Raw genomic sequence first — 16,934 nt, forward strand, 5'->3', positions numbered from 1 at the left:
ATGAACTTGCCATACCTATTTGCTAAAAGATACTTATTTTCAAAAAAGTCTGTAAATGCAATAAATATTATTTCGGGAATCAGTGTCGTAGGTGTTTTGGTAAGTAGTGCAGCACTGATTATATTACTGTCTTCTTTTAACGGGATGGAGAATCTGATACTATCCATGTATAGCCAGTTTTCACCCGAATTAAAAATAGAGCCTAATCAAGGAAAACTGTTTGACGCAAACGATCCTAATCTGGTGGCATTAAAACGGAACCCCAATGTTATTCATTACACTGCAATACTTGAAGAGAAGGTCTTGTTACAATATGACAATCGGCAATACATTGGTACGATAAAAGGTATAGAGACCAATGCCATAGACTATAAAGCTAAAGACAGTCTTATCATTGCTGGAAATTATAACCTCTTACAAGATAGTGTGCCATATACCGTCATTGGAGCAGGAGTGCAGGCTAACTTAGGTGTTTCATTGCGCAATTCACATAATAAAATTGACGTATATTCTCCCAGAAAAGGGGCTAAAAATGCTGCAAATCCAGCAGATGAATTTAATATAAGATCCATCCAGCCAACGGGAATACTAAAAAGTCAACAGGATTTTGATAATTTAATTATCACCCCTATTGGTTTTGCTCGAGAAGTATTAGGTGAATATAATCGCGTATCTGCCATTGAATTTTATGTAAAGGATAAAAGTAGTATCGCTAAATTCAAAAATGATCTGCAGACTCAACTCGGTGATACTTTCGTCGTAAAAAATCGGGAAGAACAAAATCCTACAGTCTATAAAAATGTACAGGTAGAACGTTGGGCAGTGTATTTTATCCTCACACTAATCAGCATAATAGCCCTATTCAATATCGTAGGATCGTTAACAATGCTTGTACTTGACAAGAAAGATGATATGAACATCTTGAAAAATTTGGGGGCAAATAGCGCTTTGATTCAGAAAATATTCTTTTACGAAGGCTTAATGATATCACTTATAGGCTGTGTGGGTGGTTTGATAATCGGTTACATTTTCTGTTATCTTCAAATCAACTATGGAATCATCAAGGTTGAGGAAGGAAGCAACATGCTCATTGACAGTTATCCAATCGCTATGCGATTAACCGATTTTATAATCGTTTTCTTGACCATCACAACAATTTCAGGATTGATTTCTTACTTTTCATCTAAAATAAGTGTCGCAGAATTGAATAAATTAGAATCTGGAAATTAGCGCTACTATTTTTTCTTTCCTTTAGATATTTGTTGAATTAGACTACCCCAAGCAAAAGGGTTTAGTAGCGGGTTAGCATAACGCTGATTGATCACCTTATTGCTAAGGCCACGATGGTTTTCATTAACATTATAATTATGCATTTCATCGGCTGTTCGTGGCATCATGGCAGCCATCGCATCGATAGACTCTTTAGACATATTACGTTTTGCTCGTATTAAATTATCCGAATTAACCTCCAAATTCATGAATGCGATGTTGAATTCTTCAATACTTGCCCAAGGATAAGGGGTCACCATAGGTAATTCGACAATGAGATTGGTCATGACTATAGCGGAAGATAATCGATCTCCACTTACTTGCGGAATTACGTACTCAAGTGTTTCATAACCCACTGAAGTAAATCGAATAGTATCCCCGACATGCGCCACAAAAGAGAAAAACCCCTCGTTATTTGCCATATAGGTTTCATTACGAAAACTTAAATTCGCAATCGTGGTATAGCCTACAGGCAGACCTGAGCTAATGGTTTCCACAATACCACTAAACTGTATTATTTTGCGTTCTTGAGCATAGGAATTGCAGCCAAGAAAAAATAAAAATGTAACAATTATTAAGTGATATTTGAATTTCATAGCACAAATCTAAGATTTTAACAGGAAGACTGCTGTTAAATTGTGTTAATTAAAACCGTCAATTATAAGGCTTTAGGTGTAGGCTGTGTGGCATTAGGGTTATCCATATCAGTAATATTGATAGCCTCTACAGCTGTAATTTCGGGTACCGCTTTCCTAATTGCTTGTTCCAATCCAGCTTTAAAAGTCATAATACTCATCGAGCATGAAGCACATGCTCCCAGCAATTTTAAACGAACAACATTATCTGCCGTGATTTCTTCCACACTAACATCTCCACCGTCAGTTTCCAAATAAGGCCTAATCGAATCCAATGCTTGCTCAACTCTTTCTTTTAATGTCATACTAACTTTAATTTGAATGTAAATATAATCAAAATTTACCAAATTGATGGCTGACAAATCGATTGCTCGTGTTTTTAAACAAGCAAATGACAATAAATGATCACTTCCTCAAATTAAGGTTAAAAAAAGTTAATATAATAAGTTTGATTGTATCACATTTTATATTGCAGTATATTGCAACATAAAAATTTAATTGATTAGTATTACAAATTCACTTATCTTTGTAAAATGTTTTTAAATAGGCGTATAGCGGCTTTATGTGCCGGAATTTTGTTATTGGTATCGTTCAGTAGCTGTAAAAGTAAATTTGAGAAATTACGCGCAAGCAATAATATCGCTCAGAAGTACGAAGAAGCAGTAAAACTTTATGATAACAAAAAATATAGTAAAGCATTAATCTTGTTCGGAGATTTGAGAACCAAATTTAGGGGACAGGCCGAAGCTGAGAATTTATATTATTTCACTGCATTCGCAAACTACAGGTTGAAAGATTATACGTCAGCAAGATATCACTTTAAGGACTTTGCAGATGTTTATCCAAATAGCCCACGAGCTGAAGAATGTCGCTTCATGTCCGCATACTGCTATTATTTAGACTCTCCTAGATCATCATTGGATCAAGAAAATACGAGAAAAGCAATTGATGCTTTACAACTATTTGTCAATCTATATCCAGAATCTGACCGAGCGAAAGAAGCAGGAGAAACTCATTCAAAAACTACGTGACAAATTAGAGTTTAAAGCCTTCTCGAACGCTAAACTACTCTACGACATGGGGTTGAACGATGATTATAGAGCAGCAGTAATTGCATTACAAAATGTATTGAAAGCTTACCCTGACACTAAATATGCTGAGGAAATTGAGTTCCTTACTTTAAAGTCTCAATATAATTTCGCAAACCAGAGTGTTTCTTTTAAACAAGTTGAGAGATTTGAAGAGGTTATTGATTATTATCGTTCGTTTGCTATGGGTTTCCCAAATAGCAAACACATACATGAAGCAGAGTCTATCCGCGATAATGCTGAAAAGAAAATGAAATCCGCCTCGGCCTATATGGCAACTGTAAATAAGGCAATCGCAGAACAAGATAAAGAGAGAAAAGCGGCGAAAGAAAAAATAGAAGATAAAGGAAATAAAGAAAATACCCAAAAAAATGAGTCAAAAAAATAACAGCACCGTAGCAACTTCAACTGTAACACGTGATTTAAGACAATTTGACATAGTTACTGAAAATATCTATGAGTCAATCGTAGTGATCAGCAAACGTGCTAATCAAATTTCAGTTGACATCAAAGAAGAATTGAGTGGCAAACTTGCGGAATTTGCGAGTAGCAATGATAACTTGGAAGAGGTATTTGAAAATCGTGAGCAAATTGAAATTTCAAAACACTATGAGCGTATGCCTAAAGCAACTCTTATAGCAATTGATGAGTTTTTGCACGATAAGGTTTATTACAGAAACCCTTCAAAAGAGCAAGAATAACTTGTAGCCATCTTAATTGATATGAGCTTAGCTGAAAAAAATATTGTAATTTCTGTATGCGGCAGTATTGCCGCATACAAAATTGCGCACCTGACTAGGTTATTAGTCAAAGAAAAAGCTAATGTTCAAATCATAATGACAAAAGAAGCCGCAGAATTCATAACGCCTCTTACATTGTCAACTCTTTCTAATAACCCCGTTTTAATCGATTATTTTGATGCTAAAACTGGGGAATGGAATAATCATGTCCAAATTGGACTAGAAGCAGATCTTATTCTTATTGCACCTGCAACGGCAAATACGCTTGGAAAATTAGCTAATGGAATCTGCGACAGCTTACTAGCTGCAGTTTATCTCTCTGCCAAATGCCCCGTGTTTTTTGCTCCCGCGATGGACTTAGACATGTGGAAACATCCCGCTACACAAAACAATATACGACTGTTGATTTCTTACGGTAATATATTAATTCCACCAGGTAATGGATCATTAGCTAGTGGTCTTGTTGGTGAAGGGAGACTTGCAGAACCAGAAGAAATATTCGACTTTTTAATAAATAGCATTTCTAAACCTCTTCCCCTAAAAGGAAAAAGAGCCTTAGTAACTGCTGGACCTACTTATGAAGCAATTGATCCCGTTCGCTTTATAGGCAATCATTCGAGCGGTAAGATGGGCTATGCCCTTGCCGAACAACTTGGCAAGCTTGGTGCTGATGTAACATTAATAAGTGGCCCCACAGCTCTAAAAACACCTGAGAATGTAACTCGCATCGATATCACTTCAGCACAGGATATGCTGCATGCTGTTGAGGAATATTATTCCAAATCAGACATCATGGTCATGAGCGCAGCTGTTGCTGACTACACTCCTACTGAAGTTGCAACGCAGAAGATTAAAAAAAATGAAGAGACATTCTCCATTTCTCTGAAAAAAACAATCGATATTCTTGCTACTATCGGTACAAGGAAAACAGAAAATCAGCTATTGATTGGATTTGCGTTAGAAACAAATAATGAAATTGAAAATGCAAAGGGCAAGTTAGCGCGCAAAAATCTGGACTTCATTGTTTTAAACTCAATGCAGGACAAAGGAGCTGGTTTTGCAACAGATACAAATAAAATAACAATAATCGATAACAAGGGACATATCCTAGAATATCCATTGAAATCCAAAGATGATGTTGCAAAAGATATATGTAATCTTATTGTCCATCACCCTATATTAAAGCAAAAGTAATTTGAAAATTATAGGTATCTAGCACTTCCTCAATCCGTTTACCCCTTAAAATATCGGATTAAAGTCCTATTAGAGTTACTGATTAAATCAATACTAAAACTCGTTTCAAAATATTTATACTATTTCAATTTATCCTTTACCGGCCGTAAGTTATTAAATCTCCTTTTCATACCTTAATCATAAATAAAAGATTAAAATAGATTGATACTCTCAATCAGAATAAGTGTATTTTTGTATTTATGAAAGATTTCAAAAAATATTATATTATCCCGGCAGAGCCAGAAGAGATATATTTGGCTTTGACGACAGACATCACTATCCGCCTGTGGACGGGAGATTTAGTAGAAATCAATCCCGTTGTTGGTGGTGAGTTTTCGATGTGGGACGGAGCAATAACAGGTAAGTTTATTGAATTGGATCAAAATAAAAAAATAGTTCAACAATGGTTTTTTGGAGATCAAGAGGCAGATTCTATCGTGACTATCAAACTTCATGAACACAAAAAAGGAACTTCTGTTGAAATAAATCATATCAATATTCCTGAAGAAGATTACGCTGATATTATTTCCGGCTGGGACAATCCGTATATGAGTTCACTACTTGATTTTTATACCGAAGACGAGCGCTAAGTAGCCTTTTAAGGGCTCTTAGCATGCTGTTTTATTTATAGATCAAGATTGCCAACCAATTCTTTTAAACCAATTTCTGATAACTTAGCAAGGTAATTAGCCTCTTTCAAACGGCTCATTGCATTCACATAATTCTCCTGTGCATCTCTAAATTCTACTGCGCTGATTGTGCCAATTTTATACTTGTCTAATGTTATCCCTAAATTCTGCTTTGCAATTCTCTCATTCTTATATTCAAGTTTTGCTAAACTGATATTGGTCATATAACTTTGGTAAGCCTTTACAATAGATGCATCGACCAATGCTTTGCTTCTTTCAATCTGAATTCCGGCCTTCTTTACACCTATCTTAGCTATCCTTTCAATTCTACGTTGATTGAAACCATCGAAAATATTAAAGGAAGCAGTCACACCATACGTAAGCCCTCTTGCACTCGATTGAGAAACAAAACCCAAACTAGATTCAGAGGATGAAAAATTATATCCTGAATTTAATCTGACAATGGGCAATCGCCTAGATTTTACATCTTTAAGTTCTAATTCGGCAATTCGCTTATCTAATTTTATTAACTGCAGCTCAAGGTTTTGGCTGGACGCTTGAATTAATAGATCATCCATCTTTAGGTTTTCATTAAAATGAAATTGCTCTTCCACCTGAAAATCATTATTTAGATCACGTGCCATCAAACGATTCAGTTCTGTTTTTAAATTACGAATTGTTTCTATTTTTTTTAACCTTAAAGATTCATCCGAATTCAGATTAACCTGTACATTAAGAAACCTCCAGTTTCGACGCTTTTCCAATCTGAAAGCGATTTTCTGCAGTTTTCAATCTATCAGTGGAAATCATGATAGAAGAATCAATGGTATTGAGCAGATTTTCCTCAAGAACAATCGTATAGTACATGTTTAGCACATCGCCAACAGTACTTATGATAACCGATTGCAACTCAATTTCACCTCGAGCTTTCAACTCGTTTAATTTATCATAGCGCGCAAACATCCCAAAACCATCGAAAATGGTCCATCCTAAGCTTACGCCATAGTTCATACTGTTATTTTTGGCATTATCCAGCTCCCTCACTTCTCCTGAAACCTGTGTCTGCTTAGAATTTTGATTACTATTGCTTTGACTAAAATTAGCGGTTAGACTTGGCAACAGGCCCGCATTCCCATAAGTAAGATTTTCCTTTGCAACTGCAAGATCGTTTTTTGTTAATAAAACATCAAAATTATTTTGCATCGCAAGTGAAACAGCCTCTTGAGCTGTTAATATATTTTGGGACACTGCAGTACCAATCGGTATAAAAAGCAATGCTAATAGATAATAAAACTTATACATATTATTCTTCAATATTCGACAATTCAGGATTTATATTTTTTACTCTAGACCACATCAGATAAATCGCAGGAATAACAAACAAAGTTAAAACAAGGGAGAACAACGTACCTCCCACAATCACAACACCCATTCCTATACGACTTGTAGACGCCGCACCGAACGATAATGCAATCGGCAGTGCTCCGAGTGCAATCGCTAAAGAAGTCATTAGAATCGGCCTTAAGCGACCAGCAGAAGCCTCAATAATTGCATTATATTTCGATTTACCTTCTTCACGCAATTGATTAGCAAATTCTACAATCAAAATACCATTCTTTGTTACCAATCCAATCAACATAATCGTTCCTATTTGACTAAAGATATTCCAAGATTGACCAAACAACCACAGGGAGAACAAAGCCCCTGCGACAGCCAATGGTACTGTAATAATAATAACCAATGGGTCGATAAAGCTTTCGAATTGTGCCGCCAAAATAAGATAGATCAACAACAAAGCTAATCCAAAGGCAAACATGGTATTCGAGCCACTTTCTTTAAAGTCCCTAGATTCACCACCCAGATCCGTTGTGAAAGTCTCATCCAGAACTTTTTCTTTTATACGATCCATTGCTTCTATTCCTTCACCCAGACTTTTACCAGGAGCTAATCCTGCAGAAACAGTTGCAGACATATACCGATTATTATGATATAACTGTGGAGGACTGCTTCGTTCTTCAATTTTCACGATATTATCTAACTGGATTAACTTACCATCTTTGTTCTTAACGAAAATAGAAGCAAGATCCAGAGGGGTTCCTGTATCTTTTTTATCAAATTGACCTATGACTTGATACTGGCGGCCATTCATCATAAAATAGCCAAATCGTTGTCCAGATAATGACATTTGTAAAGTTTGAGCAACATCCAAAATTGAGACACCCAGGCTTAATGCCTTCTCCCGATCTATATTGACATATACCTCAGGCTTATTAAATTTCAAATTTACATCACTAATTGAAAATGTTGGGTCATCATCCACTGCTTCCATGAATTCCGGAATTTTTTCTTGTAATTTCTGAAAATTGGGTGCCTGTATAATATATTGAACCGGTAAGCCTCCACGTCTATTCACTGAAATTGTCGGTTGTTCAGTTATAGAAACCTTCGCTTCTGAAGAGGATCTTGTCAATCTAGATAAATCATGTGCTATTTCAGCTTGGGTACGATCCCGTTTATCCTGCTGTACAAGTCCGAGACGAATCATCCCGCTATTAGCAGCCGCAGAACCGAATCCCGGGGAAGTAATAACCAAGCTGACATCTTTTTCTGGAACCGAATCATTAACAAGTGTCGTCAATTCAGTCATAAACCGATCCATATAATCGTATGAAACACCTTCTGGAGCAGTAACACGCAATGATAAATAACTGCGGTCATCATAAGGAGCGGTTTCTTTTGGTAATAGATTAAAAAACAAATAAATCAAACCAAAGCAGGCCAAGATAATAGGAAAACTAAGCCATTTTTTTTTCAAAAATTTAACCAATGAATTGGCATATCCAGTTGTCAATGCTACAAAATATGGTTCCGTTCTATTATAAAATTTAGTTTTTTTCTGTTCCCCACCTTTCATTAAATAGGCATTTAACATGGGCGTCAATGTCAATGAAACAAAAGCTGAAATAAGTACAGCTGCTCCAATAACAATTCCAAACTCCCTAAAAAGACGGCCAACAAAACCTTCCAAAAATACAACAGGAAGGAATACCGCTGCCAAAGTAATCGATATAGAGATTACTGCAAAGAAAATCTCATTAGAACCTTTAATAGCGGCCTGAATCGGAGACATTCCCTCTTCTACCTTTTTAAATATATTTTCTGTTACTACAATACCGTCATCAACAACTAAACCTGTTGCCAGCACGATTGCTAATAAGGTCAGTACATTGATTGAAAAACCACATAGATACATAACAAAAAACGTCGCTATCAACGATACAGGTATATCGATTAGTGGACGAAAAGCAATCGACCAATTTCTAAAGAATAGAAAAATAATCAACACAACCAACACAACAGAAATCAATAAGGTCTCAGCAACCTCTAAAACTGCACGTTTCACAAAAAGGGTATTATCCATGGCAATTTTCATGACAATACCCTCGGGTAAATCCTTTTTAAGTTGATCAAACTCTTTGTAGAAATTTTTTGCAATTTCCAAATAATTGGTACCTGGTTGTGGGATCACAGCCATACTGATCATAGGAAGCCCCGAATCTGACATCTTCGTTTCAAAGTTTTCGGCTTCTAAGGCAGCGTTTCCTACATCGCTTAATCGAATAATACTATTCCCAGTAGATTTAATGATGATATTGTTAAATTCATCTTCTGTAGCCAAATTTCCAATGGTCTTCACTGTTAATTCAGTATTAGATCCCGTTAATTTACCCGATGGCAATTCCACATTCTGAAGATCCAAGGCTGATCTGACATCCAAAACAGTTACACCATAGGAGTTCAATTTCACAGGGTCTAACCAGAGACGCATAGCGAACTTCTTTTGCCCCCAAATCTGTACGGAACTCACTCCCGGAATCGTTTGAAGTCTTTGTGAAATAGAATTTTCAGCATAATCTGAAAGCTCCAAAATATTCCGTTCCGAACTCTGGACAGTCATGGTAATAATCGGTTCAGAATCAGCATCCGCTTTTGATACCACGGGAGCAGCATCAATATCTTGAGGTAAACTTCTCAATGCTTGTGAGACTTTATCACGCACATCGTTCGCTGCCTCCTCTAAATTCTTTCCTAAATTGAATTCCACTGTAATGTTACTCGTTCCTTGATTACTGGAGGAAGAGATATTTCTGATACCATCAATAGAGTTGATCGATTTCTCTAGTGGTTCTGTAATCTGCGATTCGATAATATCCGCATTAGCCCCTGCATAGCTCGTTCTTACAGAAATTTGAGCAGGATCAATAGAAGGAAATTCACGTACGCCCAAGTAGCTATAGCCAATAATCCCGAATAAGATAAGCATCAAATTCAGAACAATTGTTAGTACAGGACGTTTAATACTTGTGGTAGATAAACTCATAATAAACAACTAACGTAATGTAACCTTCACCTTAACATCATCTTTCAAAGACATAATACCTGTTGTCAACACCGTATCACCATGCGTTAATCCGGATAAAACATTAACCTTATCCTTTGTTCTCCCCCCTGTTTCCACGAGCACCTCCCTAGCCCTTCCAGCTTTCATTACGAAAATCTTTTTACCATTTTGTATTGGTATCAGTGCTTCTGAAGGAACCATTAAAGCATCATTTATGCTTTCCAAAGGTAAAACAACATTAGCAAATACTCCTGGAACAAATTTATTACCAACATTATCAGCCATAGCTTTTATCAATAAGGTCCTCGTGTTCAAATCAACTGCTGGATCTATTGCAAATACTTTCGCGTAAAATACTTCTTTGCTTTCAGGAATAGTAAATGAAACTGTCTTACCCACTGAAACGCGGTTGACATATTTTTCCGGTATAGCAAATGAAAGCTTTATACGATCTGATTTTACTAATCTGGCAATATTTGTAGTAGGTGTAATATATGCGCCCTTAGAAACAGAACGTAGGCCAATAGTTCCCGAAAATGGAGCTCTTATATATGTTTTGGACAGCTGTGCTTCAATATATACGATTTGCGATTTAGCTGTTCTATACTCAGCACTAGCGATATCATATTCCTCCTGACTGATGGCTTCCTTTTCCAACAGTAATTTTGCCCTTCTCTCATTTTCAGAGGTTAGTTGCATTCTCGTTTTTGCTTGTTCCAATTGGGCTAATAGATCTGATGCCACCATTTTCACCAAAACAGCATCTTTATTTACATGACTCCCTTCAGAAAAATTCAATTCAGCAATTAAACCAGACACTTCAGACCTAATTTCAACTTGCTCATCAGGTTCAATTGTTCCCGTTAAATTCAAATTATCGGCAAATGATTCAGCATGTATAACAGCACCGTAAACAGACATTACATTTTCTTTCCCTTTGGCAGTAGTTGGTTTACTGCTTTTCTCCCTATTTATTAAAATTCGTTGCCAAATTAAGTAGCCAAATAAAACAACCAACAGTCCAATGATAATATATTTAATTTTCATAATTCAGTATAGAATTTCAAAATACCTTATAGGCATTCCATCTTTCAAGTTTATAAAAATTTAATGAGTAAAAATGGGGAAGTTCGTAATATTGTTATGATAATAGAAGAAAAAATGATATTATCATAAATAAATTCTGAAATAAAAAAAGGTAATATACAGAAAAAGCCATTAAGATAATATCTTAATGGCTTTTGTATAAAAAAAGGCATCGACCTACTCTCCCACCTGTTACGGCAATACCATCGGCTCTGGCGGGCTTGACTTCTCTGTTCGGAATGGGAAGAGGTAGACACCGCCGATATAGACACCTAAAATATTTTGAATCAACACAGTTGATGTAAACAAATCAGATTTAAAGTAAAATAGCCTTCGTTAAAAAGGCTATTTTGTATAAAAAAAGGCACCGACCTACTCTCCCACCTGTTACGGCAATACCATCGGCTCTGGCGGGCTTGACTTCTCTGTTCGGAATGGGAAGAGGTAGACACCGCCGATATAGGCACCTAAAATAAGGTTATCAGAATATAGAAACAATATCCATTACGGATAAAGTGACCATCTGATCTATAGACAATTGAAAGAAAAACTAAAAGAGGAAGACAACAGTGTCTGCGTTGCTTGAGAAAGCTTCGGGTGATTAGTATTGCTCAGCTATGGTATCTCTACCTTTACACCTGCAACCTATCGACGTAGTAGTCTTCTACGGCCCTATAAGGAAGTCTCATCTCGTGGCTAGTTTCGCACTTAGATGCTTTCAGCGCTTATCTATTCCCGACGTAGCTACCCAGCCGTACACCTGGCGGCATAACTGGTTTACCAGCGGTCAGTCCATCCCGGTCCTCTCGTACTAAGGACAGATCCACTCAAACTTCCAACGCCCACAACAGATAGGGACCGAACTGTCTCGCGACGTTCTGAACCCAGCTCGCGTGCCACTTTAATGGGCGAACAGCCCAACCCTTGGGACCTTCTCCAGCCCCAGGATGTGACGAGCCGACATCGAGGTGCCAAACCTCCCCGTCGATATGAGCTCTTGGGGGAGATCAGCCTGTTATCCCCAGCGTACCTTTTATCCTTTGAGCGATGGCCCTTCCATACAGAACCACCGGATCACTATGTCCGTCTTTCGACCCTGTTCGACTTGTTGGTCTCACAGTCAAGCAAGCTTATGCCATTGCACTCCTCGTACGGTTACCAAGCGTACTGAGCTTACCTTTGAAAGCCTCCGTTACCTTTTTGGAGGCGACCACCCCAGTCAAACTACCCACCAAACAATGTCCTCGATATAACCGAGTTAGAAACCGGATACAGAAAGGGCGGTATTTCAAGGTTGATTCCATGACTCCTAGCGAAGCCACTTCAACATCTCCCGCCTATCCTACACATCCTGTACCCAATTCCAATGTTAAGCTATAGTGAAGGTGCATGGGGTCTTTCCGTCCCGTTGCGGGTAATCGGCGTCTTCACCGATACCACAATTTCACCGAGCTCATGGCTGAGACAGCGCCCAGATCGTTACACCATTCGTGCAGGTCGGAACTTACCCGACAAGGAATTTCGCTACCTTAGGACCGTTATAGTTACGGCCGCCGTTTACTGGGGCTTCGATTCAATGCTTCTCTTACGATGACATCCCCTCTTAACCTTCCAGCACCGGGCAGGTGTCAGGCCTTATACTTCATCTTTCGATTTTGCAAAGCCATATGTTTTTGTTAAACAGTCGCCTGGGCCTTTTCACTGCGGCTTCTCCATTGCTGGAGGAAGCGCCCCTTCTCCCGAAGTTACAGGGCCATTTTGCCGAGTTCCTTAGCCATGATTCACTCGAGCACCTTAGGATTCTCTCCTCGACTACCTGTGTCGGTTTACGGTACGGGTTTTTATAACCTGAAGCTTAGCGGGTTTTCTTGGAAGTCTGTTTACCTGCTCTATCAACGCCGCCGAAGCTTTGCTGTACTATTGGGTTTCAGCAGGGTCGGCGGATTTGCCTACCGTCCCTATACCTACGCCTTTCAACGAACTATTCCGTCAGTTCGCGGCAGTGTCACTACTCCGTCACCACATCGCAGTTATAAAAAGTACTGGAATATTGACCAGTTGTCCATCGGCTTGCTCCCTTCGGATGCGCCTTAGGCCCCGACTAACCCTGATCCGATTAGCGTTGATCAGGAAACCTTAGTCTTTCGGTGGGCGGGTTTCTCACCCGCCTTATCGTTACTTATGCCTACATTTGCTTTTCTATGCACTCCACGACCCATTACCAGATCGCTTCACCGTAAATAGAATGCTCCCCTACCAGATGTATCTAATGATACAAATCCATAGCTTCGGTAATACACTTGATGCCCGTTTATTATCCACGCCCGGCCGCTCGACTAGTGAGCTGTTACGCACTCTTTAAATGAATGGCTGCTTCCAAGCCAACATCCTAGCTGTCTAGGCAACCGGACCTCGTTAGTTCAACTTAGCGTATATTTAGGGACCTTAGCTGATGGTCTGGGTTCTTTCCCTCTCGGCCTTGGACCTTAGCACCCAAAGCCTCACTGCCGGCCATATCTTATAGCATTCGGAGTTCGTCTGGATTTGGTAGGATTTGACTCCCCCGCACCCAATCGGTAGCTCTACCTCTATAAGACTCTATGCCGACGCTGTTCCTAAAAACATTTCGGGGAGTACGAGCTATTTCCCAGTTTGATTAGCCTTTCACCCCTACCCTCAGGTCATCCGAAAACTTTTCAACGTTTATCGGTTCGGTCCTCCATTACATGTTACTGCAACTTCAACCTGCCCAAGGGTAGATCACAAGGTTTCGCGTCTACCTCATCTGACTATGCGCCCTATTAAGACTCGCTTTCGCTTCGGCTGCGTGGCTGAACCACTTAACCTTGCCAGACAAGAGTAACTCGTAGGCTCATTATGCAAAAGGCACGCCGTCACTGCACCTGGCAGCTCCGACCGCTTGTAAGCACACGGTTTCAGGTTCTTTTCACTCCTCTGTTCGAGGTTCTTTTCACCTTTCCCTCACGGTACTAGTTCACTATCGGTCTCTCAGGAGTATTTAGCCTTATCAGATGGTGCTGACAGATTCCCACAGGGCGTCTCCGACCCCGCGGTACTCAGGGTACTGCTAGGCTAGCATTCTATACGTGTACCGGGCTATCACCGTTTATAGCTGGGCTTCCCATCCCATTCCACTTCTGTTTGCTAATGCCACATCGCAGCCCTACAACCCCACTGATGCCGTAACATCAATGGTTTGGGCTCTTTCCCGTTCGCTCGCCACTACTTGGGAAATCATTATTATTTTCTTCTCCTACGCCTACTTAGATGTTTCAGTTCAGCGCGTTCGCGTATTATACAACATACCTTCAGTATGCTAGGTTGCCCCATTCGGAAATCTTCGGATCGAACTCACATTTGCTGATCCCCGAAGCTTATCGCAGCTTATCACGTCCTTCATCGCCTCTGAGAGCCTAGGCATCCCCCGTGTGCCCTTATTTACTTTCTTCACCTCATAGCCCTTTTGCTACTATGGGTTGCTTTTTGATATATATAACCATGATGCTACGCATTAATCCGTTCGGCCTTGACCGAGGGTCTTCATAATACATCGAGCACATCACAGTATTGTCTCTACTGTTGTCTTCTCTTGTAATTTTTTTCTTTCAATATGTCAAAGAACTCTTTGTCCCCCTTATAATGAACACAATATCTTGGTGTTCGGGCAGACCTGTGGAGAATATCGGAGTCGAACCGATGACCCCCTGCGTGCAAGGCAGGTGCTCTAGCCAGCTGAGCTAATTCCCCGTATCGTTTTATGGTAGTCCCGAGCAGATTTGAACTGCTGACCCCTACATTATCAGTGTAGTGCTCTAACCAACTGAGCTACGGGACTAGCTTATCATTCTCTCTCTGGACCATCCTACAGGGATGGGCACATTTCTTCAAATGTTTCTTTTTGTTTCTATAATATAAATCATGTGTATACGTAACGAGCTTCAATCTTGAATGCTCTAGAAAGGAGGTATTCCAGCCGCACCTTCCGGTACGGCTACCTTGTTACGACTTAGCCCCAATTATCGGTTTTACCCTAACACGCTCCTTGCGGTTACATGCTTTAGGTACCCCCAACTTTCATGGCTTGACGGGCGGTGTGTACAAGGCCCGGGAACGTATTCACCGCGTCATTGCTGATACGCGATTACTAGCGAATCCAACTTCATGAGGTCGAGTTGCAGACCTCAATCCGAACTGTGAATGGCTTTTAGAGATTAGCATCATATTGCTATGTAGCTGCCCGCTGTACCATCCATTGTAGCACGTGTGTAGCCCCGGACGTAAGGGCCATGATGACTTGACGTCGTCCCCACCTTCCTCACTGTTTGCACAGGCAGTCTGTTTAGAGTCCCCGACATAACTCGCTGGCAACTAAACATAGGGGTTGCGCTCGTTGCGGGACTTAACCCAACACCTCACGGCACGAGCTGACGACAGCCATGCAGCACCTAGTTTCGTGTCCCGAAGGACTGATCCGTCTCTGGATCATTCACTAACTTTCAAGCCCGGGTAAGGTTCCTCGCGTATCATCGAATTAAACCACATGCTCCTCCGCTTGTGCGGGCCCCCGTCAATTCCTTTGAGTTTCAATCTTGCGACCGTACTCCCCAGGTGGATAACTTAACGCTTTCGCTTGGACGCTTACTGTGTATCGCAAACATCGAGTTATCATCGTTTAGGGCGTGGACTACCAGGGTATCTAATCCTGTTTGATCCCCACGCTTTCGTGCATCAGCGTCAATGCTAACTTAGTGAGCTGCCTTCGCAATCGGAGTTCTAAGACATATCTATGCATTTCACCGCTACTTGTCTTATTCCGCCCACTTCAAATAGATTCAAGTCCTACAGTATCAAAGGCACTGCGACAGTTAAGCTGCCGTCTTTCACCACTGACTTATAGGACCGCCTACGCACCCTTTAAACCCAATAAATCCGGATAACGCTTGGATCCTCCGTATTACCGCGGCTGCTGGCACGGAGTTAGCCGATCCTTATTCTTCAGGTACATTCAGCTACTTACACGTAAGTAGGTTTATTCCCTGACAAAAGCAGTTTACAACCCATAGGGCAGTCATCCTGCACGCGGCATGGCTGGTTCAGAGTTGCCTCCATTGACCAATATTCCTTACTGCTGCCTCCCGTAGGAGTCTGGTCCGTGTCTCAGTACCAGTGTGGGGGATTCTCCTCTCAGAGCCCCTAGACATCGTAGCCTTGGTGAGCCGTTACCTCTCCAACTAGCTAATGTCACGCGAGCCCATCCATATCCTATGAATATTTGATCATCGAGTGATGCCACTCGATGATGTTATGCGGTGTTAATCTCTCTTTCGAGAGGCTATCCCCCAGATATGGGTAGGTTGCTCACGCGTTACGCACCCGTGCGCCACTCTCATCGGTTCGTAGCAAGCTACTCCCCGAATCCCGTCCGACTTGCATGTATTAGGCCTGCCGCTAGCGTTCATCCTGAGCCAGGATCAAACTCTCCATTGTAAAATGAAGTGTAAGATCAAGACTATTTATAATAAATAGAATTGTCTTGTATTTTATTTCTAATTCTAAAATTGAACAGGTTGATTTTTTTTAACTTTCGTCGTTTCTCAACACTACTCGTTACGTTACATGATTATATTTTTAAAGAACTTTTTTCGCTTCCGCATCTCGCTTCGGCTATATGATGTCGGCATTGCGCCGTTATCGATCTTGTTTTGGTTCCCTTCGTTTCCGTTGGGACTGCAAAGGTAGAGATCTTTTTGGTATATCCAAAATAAATGTGAAAATTTATTTTTGGAGACCTTTTCGATTTCTGCGTCTAAATTAAATAGACCCTCTTTTTT

The 16,934-nt window shown here is 40.1% G+C and carries 12 protein-coding genes, 2 tRNA genes and 4 rRNA genes; 6 read left to right on the forward strand and 12 right to left on the reverse strand.

Annotated features, from left to right (window positions below):
* Positions 1 to 1,230 carry an ABC transporter permease gene (locus ACFX5U_RS21645; RefSeq protein ID WP_400262105.1) on the forward strand — a complete coding sequence of 410 codons (1,230 nt, stop codon included), beginning with the start codon at positions 1 to 3 and terminating at the stop codon, positions 1,228 to 1,230.
* A 5-nt stretch (positions 1,231 to 1,235) separates the two neighbouring features.
* Here ACFX5U_RS21645 and ACFX5U_RS21650 read toward each other — a convergent pair whose 3' ends face one another.
* Together ACFX5U_RS21650 and ACFX5U_RS21655 are read right to left on the reverse strand one after the other, a co-directional pair.
* On the reverse strand, positions 1,236 to 1,865 hold the full coding sequence (locus ACFX5U_RS21650) for a hypothetical protein (protein ID WP_038701871.1): 630 nt from the start codon (positions 1,863 to 1,865) through the stop codon (positions 1,236 to 1,238).
* A 62-nt stretch (positions 1,866 to 1,927) separates the two neighbouring features.
* Positions 1,928 to 2,209 carry a NifU family protein gene (locus ACFX5U_RS21655; protein ID WP_038703228.1) on the reverse strand — a complete coding sequence of 94 codons (282 nt, stop codon included), beginning with the start codon at positions 2,207 to 2,209 and terminating at the stop codon, positions 1,928 to 1,930.
* Positions 2,210 to 2,437: 228 nt separating this feature from the next.
* Here ACFX5U_RS21655 and ACFX5U_RS21660 point away from each other — a divergent pair, with 228 nt between their 5' ends.
* The 5 genes from ACFX5U_RS21660 (at position 2,438) to ACFX5U_RS21680 (ending at position 5,555) form a co-directional block, all read left to right on the forward strand.
* Positions 2,438 to 2,935, forward strand: coding sequence for an outer membrane protein assembly factor BamD (locus ACFX5U_RS21660; RefSeq protein WP_400262106.1), 498 nt, complete (start codon positions 2,438 to 2,440; stop codon positions 2,933 to 2,935).
* 46 nt (positions 2,936 to 2,981) lie between these two features.
* Positions 2,982 to 3,380, forward strand: coding sequence for a hypothetical protein (locus ACFX5U_RS21665; RefSeq protein ID WP_400262107.1), 399 nt, complete (start codon positions 2,982 to 2,984; stop codon positions 3,378 to 3,380).
* A complete protein-coding gene (locus ACFX5U_RS21670; RefSeq protein ID WP_038701875.1) occupies positions 3,364 to 3,693 on the forward strand; it encodes a DNA-directed RNA polymerase subunit omega in 330 nt (109 codons plus the stop codon). The genes ACFX5U_RS21665 and ACFX5U_RS21670 overlap by 17 nt, the downstream gene beginning before the upstream one ends.
* Before the next feature lie 21 nt (positions 3,694 to 3,714).
* Positions 3,715 to 4,926: a bifunctional phosphopantothenoylcysteine decarboxylase/phosphopantothenate--cysteine ligase CoaBC gene (gene coaBC, locus ACFX5U_RS21675; protein WP_400262108.1), complete on the forward strand. Its 1,212-nt coding sequence runs from the start codon at positions 3,715 to 3,717 to the stop codon at positions 4,924 to 4,926.
* 239 nt (positions 4,927 to 5,165) lie between these two features.
* Complete coding sequence (locus ACFX5U_RS21680) at positions 5,166 to 5,555, forward strand: SRPBCC domain-containing protein (protein ID WP_400262109.1); 390 nt, start codon at positions 5,166 to 5,168, stop codon at positions 5,553 to 5,555.
* 35 nt (positions 5,556 to 5,590) lie between these two features.
* Here ACFX5U_RS21680 and ACFX5U_RS21685 read toward each other — a convergent pair whose 3' ends face one another.
* The 10 genes from ACFX5U_RS21685 to ACFX5U_RS21730 all read right to left on the reverse strand — a co-directional run bounded on the left by ACFX5U_RS21685 (position 5,591) and on the right by ACFX5U_RS21730 (position 16,590).
* Positions 5,591 to 6,358 carry a TolC family protein gene (locus ACFX5U_RS21685; RefSeq protein WP_400262110.1) on the reverse strand — a complete coding sequence of 256 codons (768 nt, stop codon included), beginning with the start codon at positions 6,356 to 6,358 and terminating at the stop codon, positions 5,591 to 5,593.
* A complete protein-coding gene (locus ACFX5U_RS21690) occupies positions 6,327 to 6,896 on the reverse strand; it encodes a TolC family protein (RefSeq protein WP_400262111.1) in 570 nt (189 codons plus the stop codon). The genes ACFX5U_RS21685 and ACFX5U_RS21690 overlap by 32 nt, the downstream gene beginning before the upstream one ends.
* A gap of 1 nt (position 6,897) precedes the next feature.
* Positions 6,898 to 9,975, reverse strand: a complete 3,078-nt coding sequence (locus tag ACFX5U_RS21695) for an efflux RND transporter permease subunit (RefSeq protein WP_038701883.1) — start codon at positions 9,973 to 9,975, stop codon at positions 6,898 to 6,900.
* 9 nt (positions 9,976 to 9,984) lie between these two features.
* Positions 9,985 to 11,043, reverse strand: a complete 1,059-nt coding sequence (locus ACFX5U_RS21700; protein WP_400262112.1) for an efflux RND transporter periplasmic adaptor subunit — start codon at positions 11,041 to 11,043, stop codon at positions 9,985 to 9,987.
* A 203-nt stretch (positions 11,044 to 11,246) separates the two neighbouring features.
* A 5S ribosomal RNA gene (gene rrf / locus ACFX5U_RS21705) occupies positions 11,247 to 11,358 on the reverse strand.
* An 83-nt stretch (positions 11,359 to 11,441) separates the two neighbouring features.
* Positions 11,442 to 11,553 (reverse strand): 5S ribosomal RNA (rrf, locus tag ACFX5U_RS21710).
* Positions 11,554 to 11,664: 111 nt separating this feature from the next.
* A 23S ribosomal RNA gene (locus ACFX5U_RS21715) occupies positions 11,665 to 14,551 on the reverse strand.
* 225 nt (positions 14,552 to 14,776) lie between these two features.
* Positions 14,777 to 14,850, reverse strand: a tRNA-Ala gene (locus ACFX5U_RS21720).
* Between the two features lie 11 nt (positions 14,851 to 14,861).
* A tRNA-Ile gene (locus tag ACFX5U_RS21725) sits at positions 14,862 to 14,938 on the reverse strand.
* 122 nt (positions 14,939 to 15,060) lie between these two features.
* Positions 15,061 to 16,590, reverse strand: a 16S ribosomal RNA gene (locus ACFX5U_RS21730).
* The 16S, 23S and 5S rRNA genes sit together here with 2 tRNA genes alongside, the layout of an rRNA operon.
* Positions 16,591 to 16,934: the final 344 nt, after the last annotated feature.

Source organism: Sphingobacterium sp. SG20118, assembly GCF_044740685.1.
Taxonomy (GTDB): Bacteria; Bacteroidota; Bacteroidia; order Sphingobacteriales; family Sphingobacteriaceae; genus Sphingobacterium.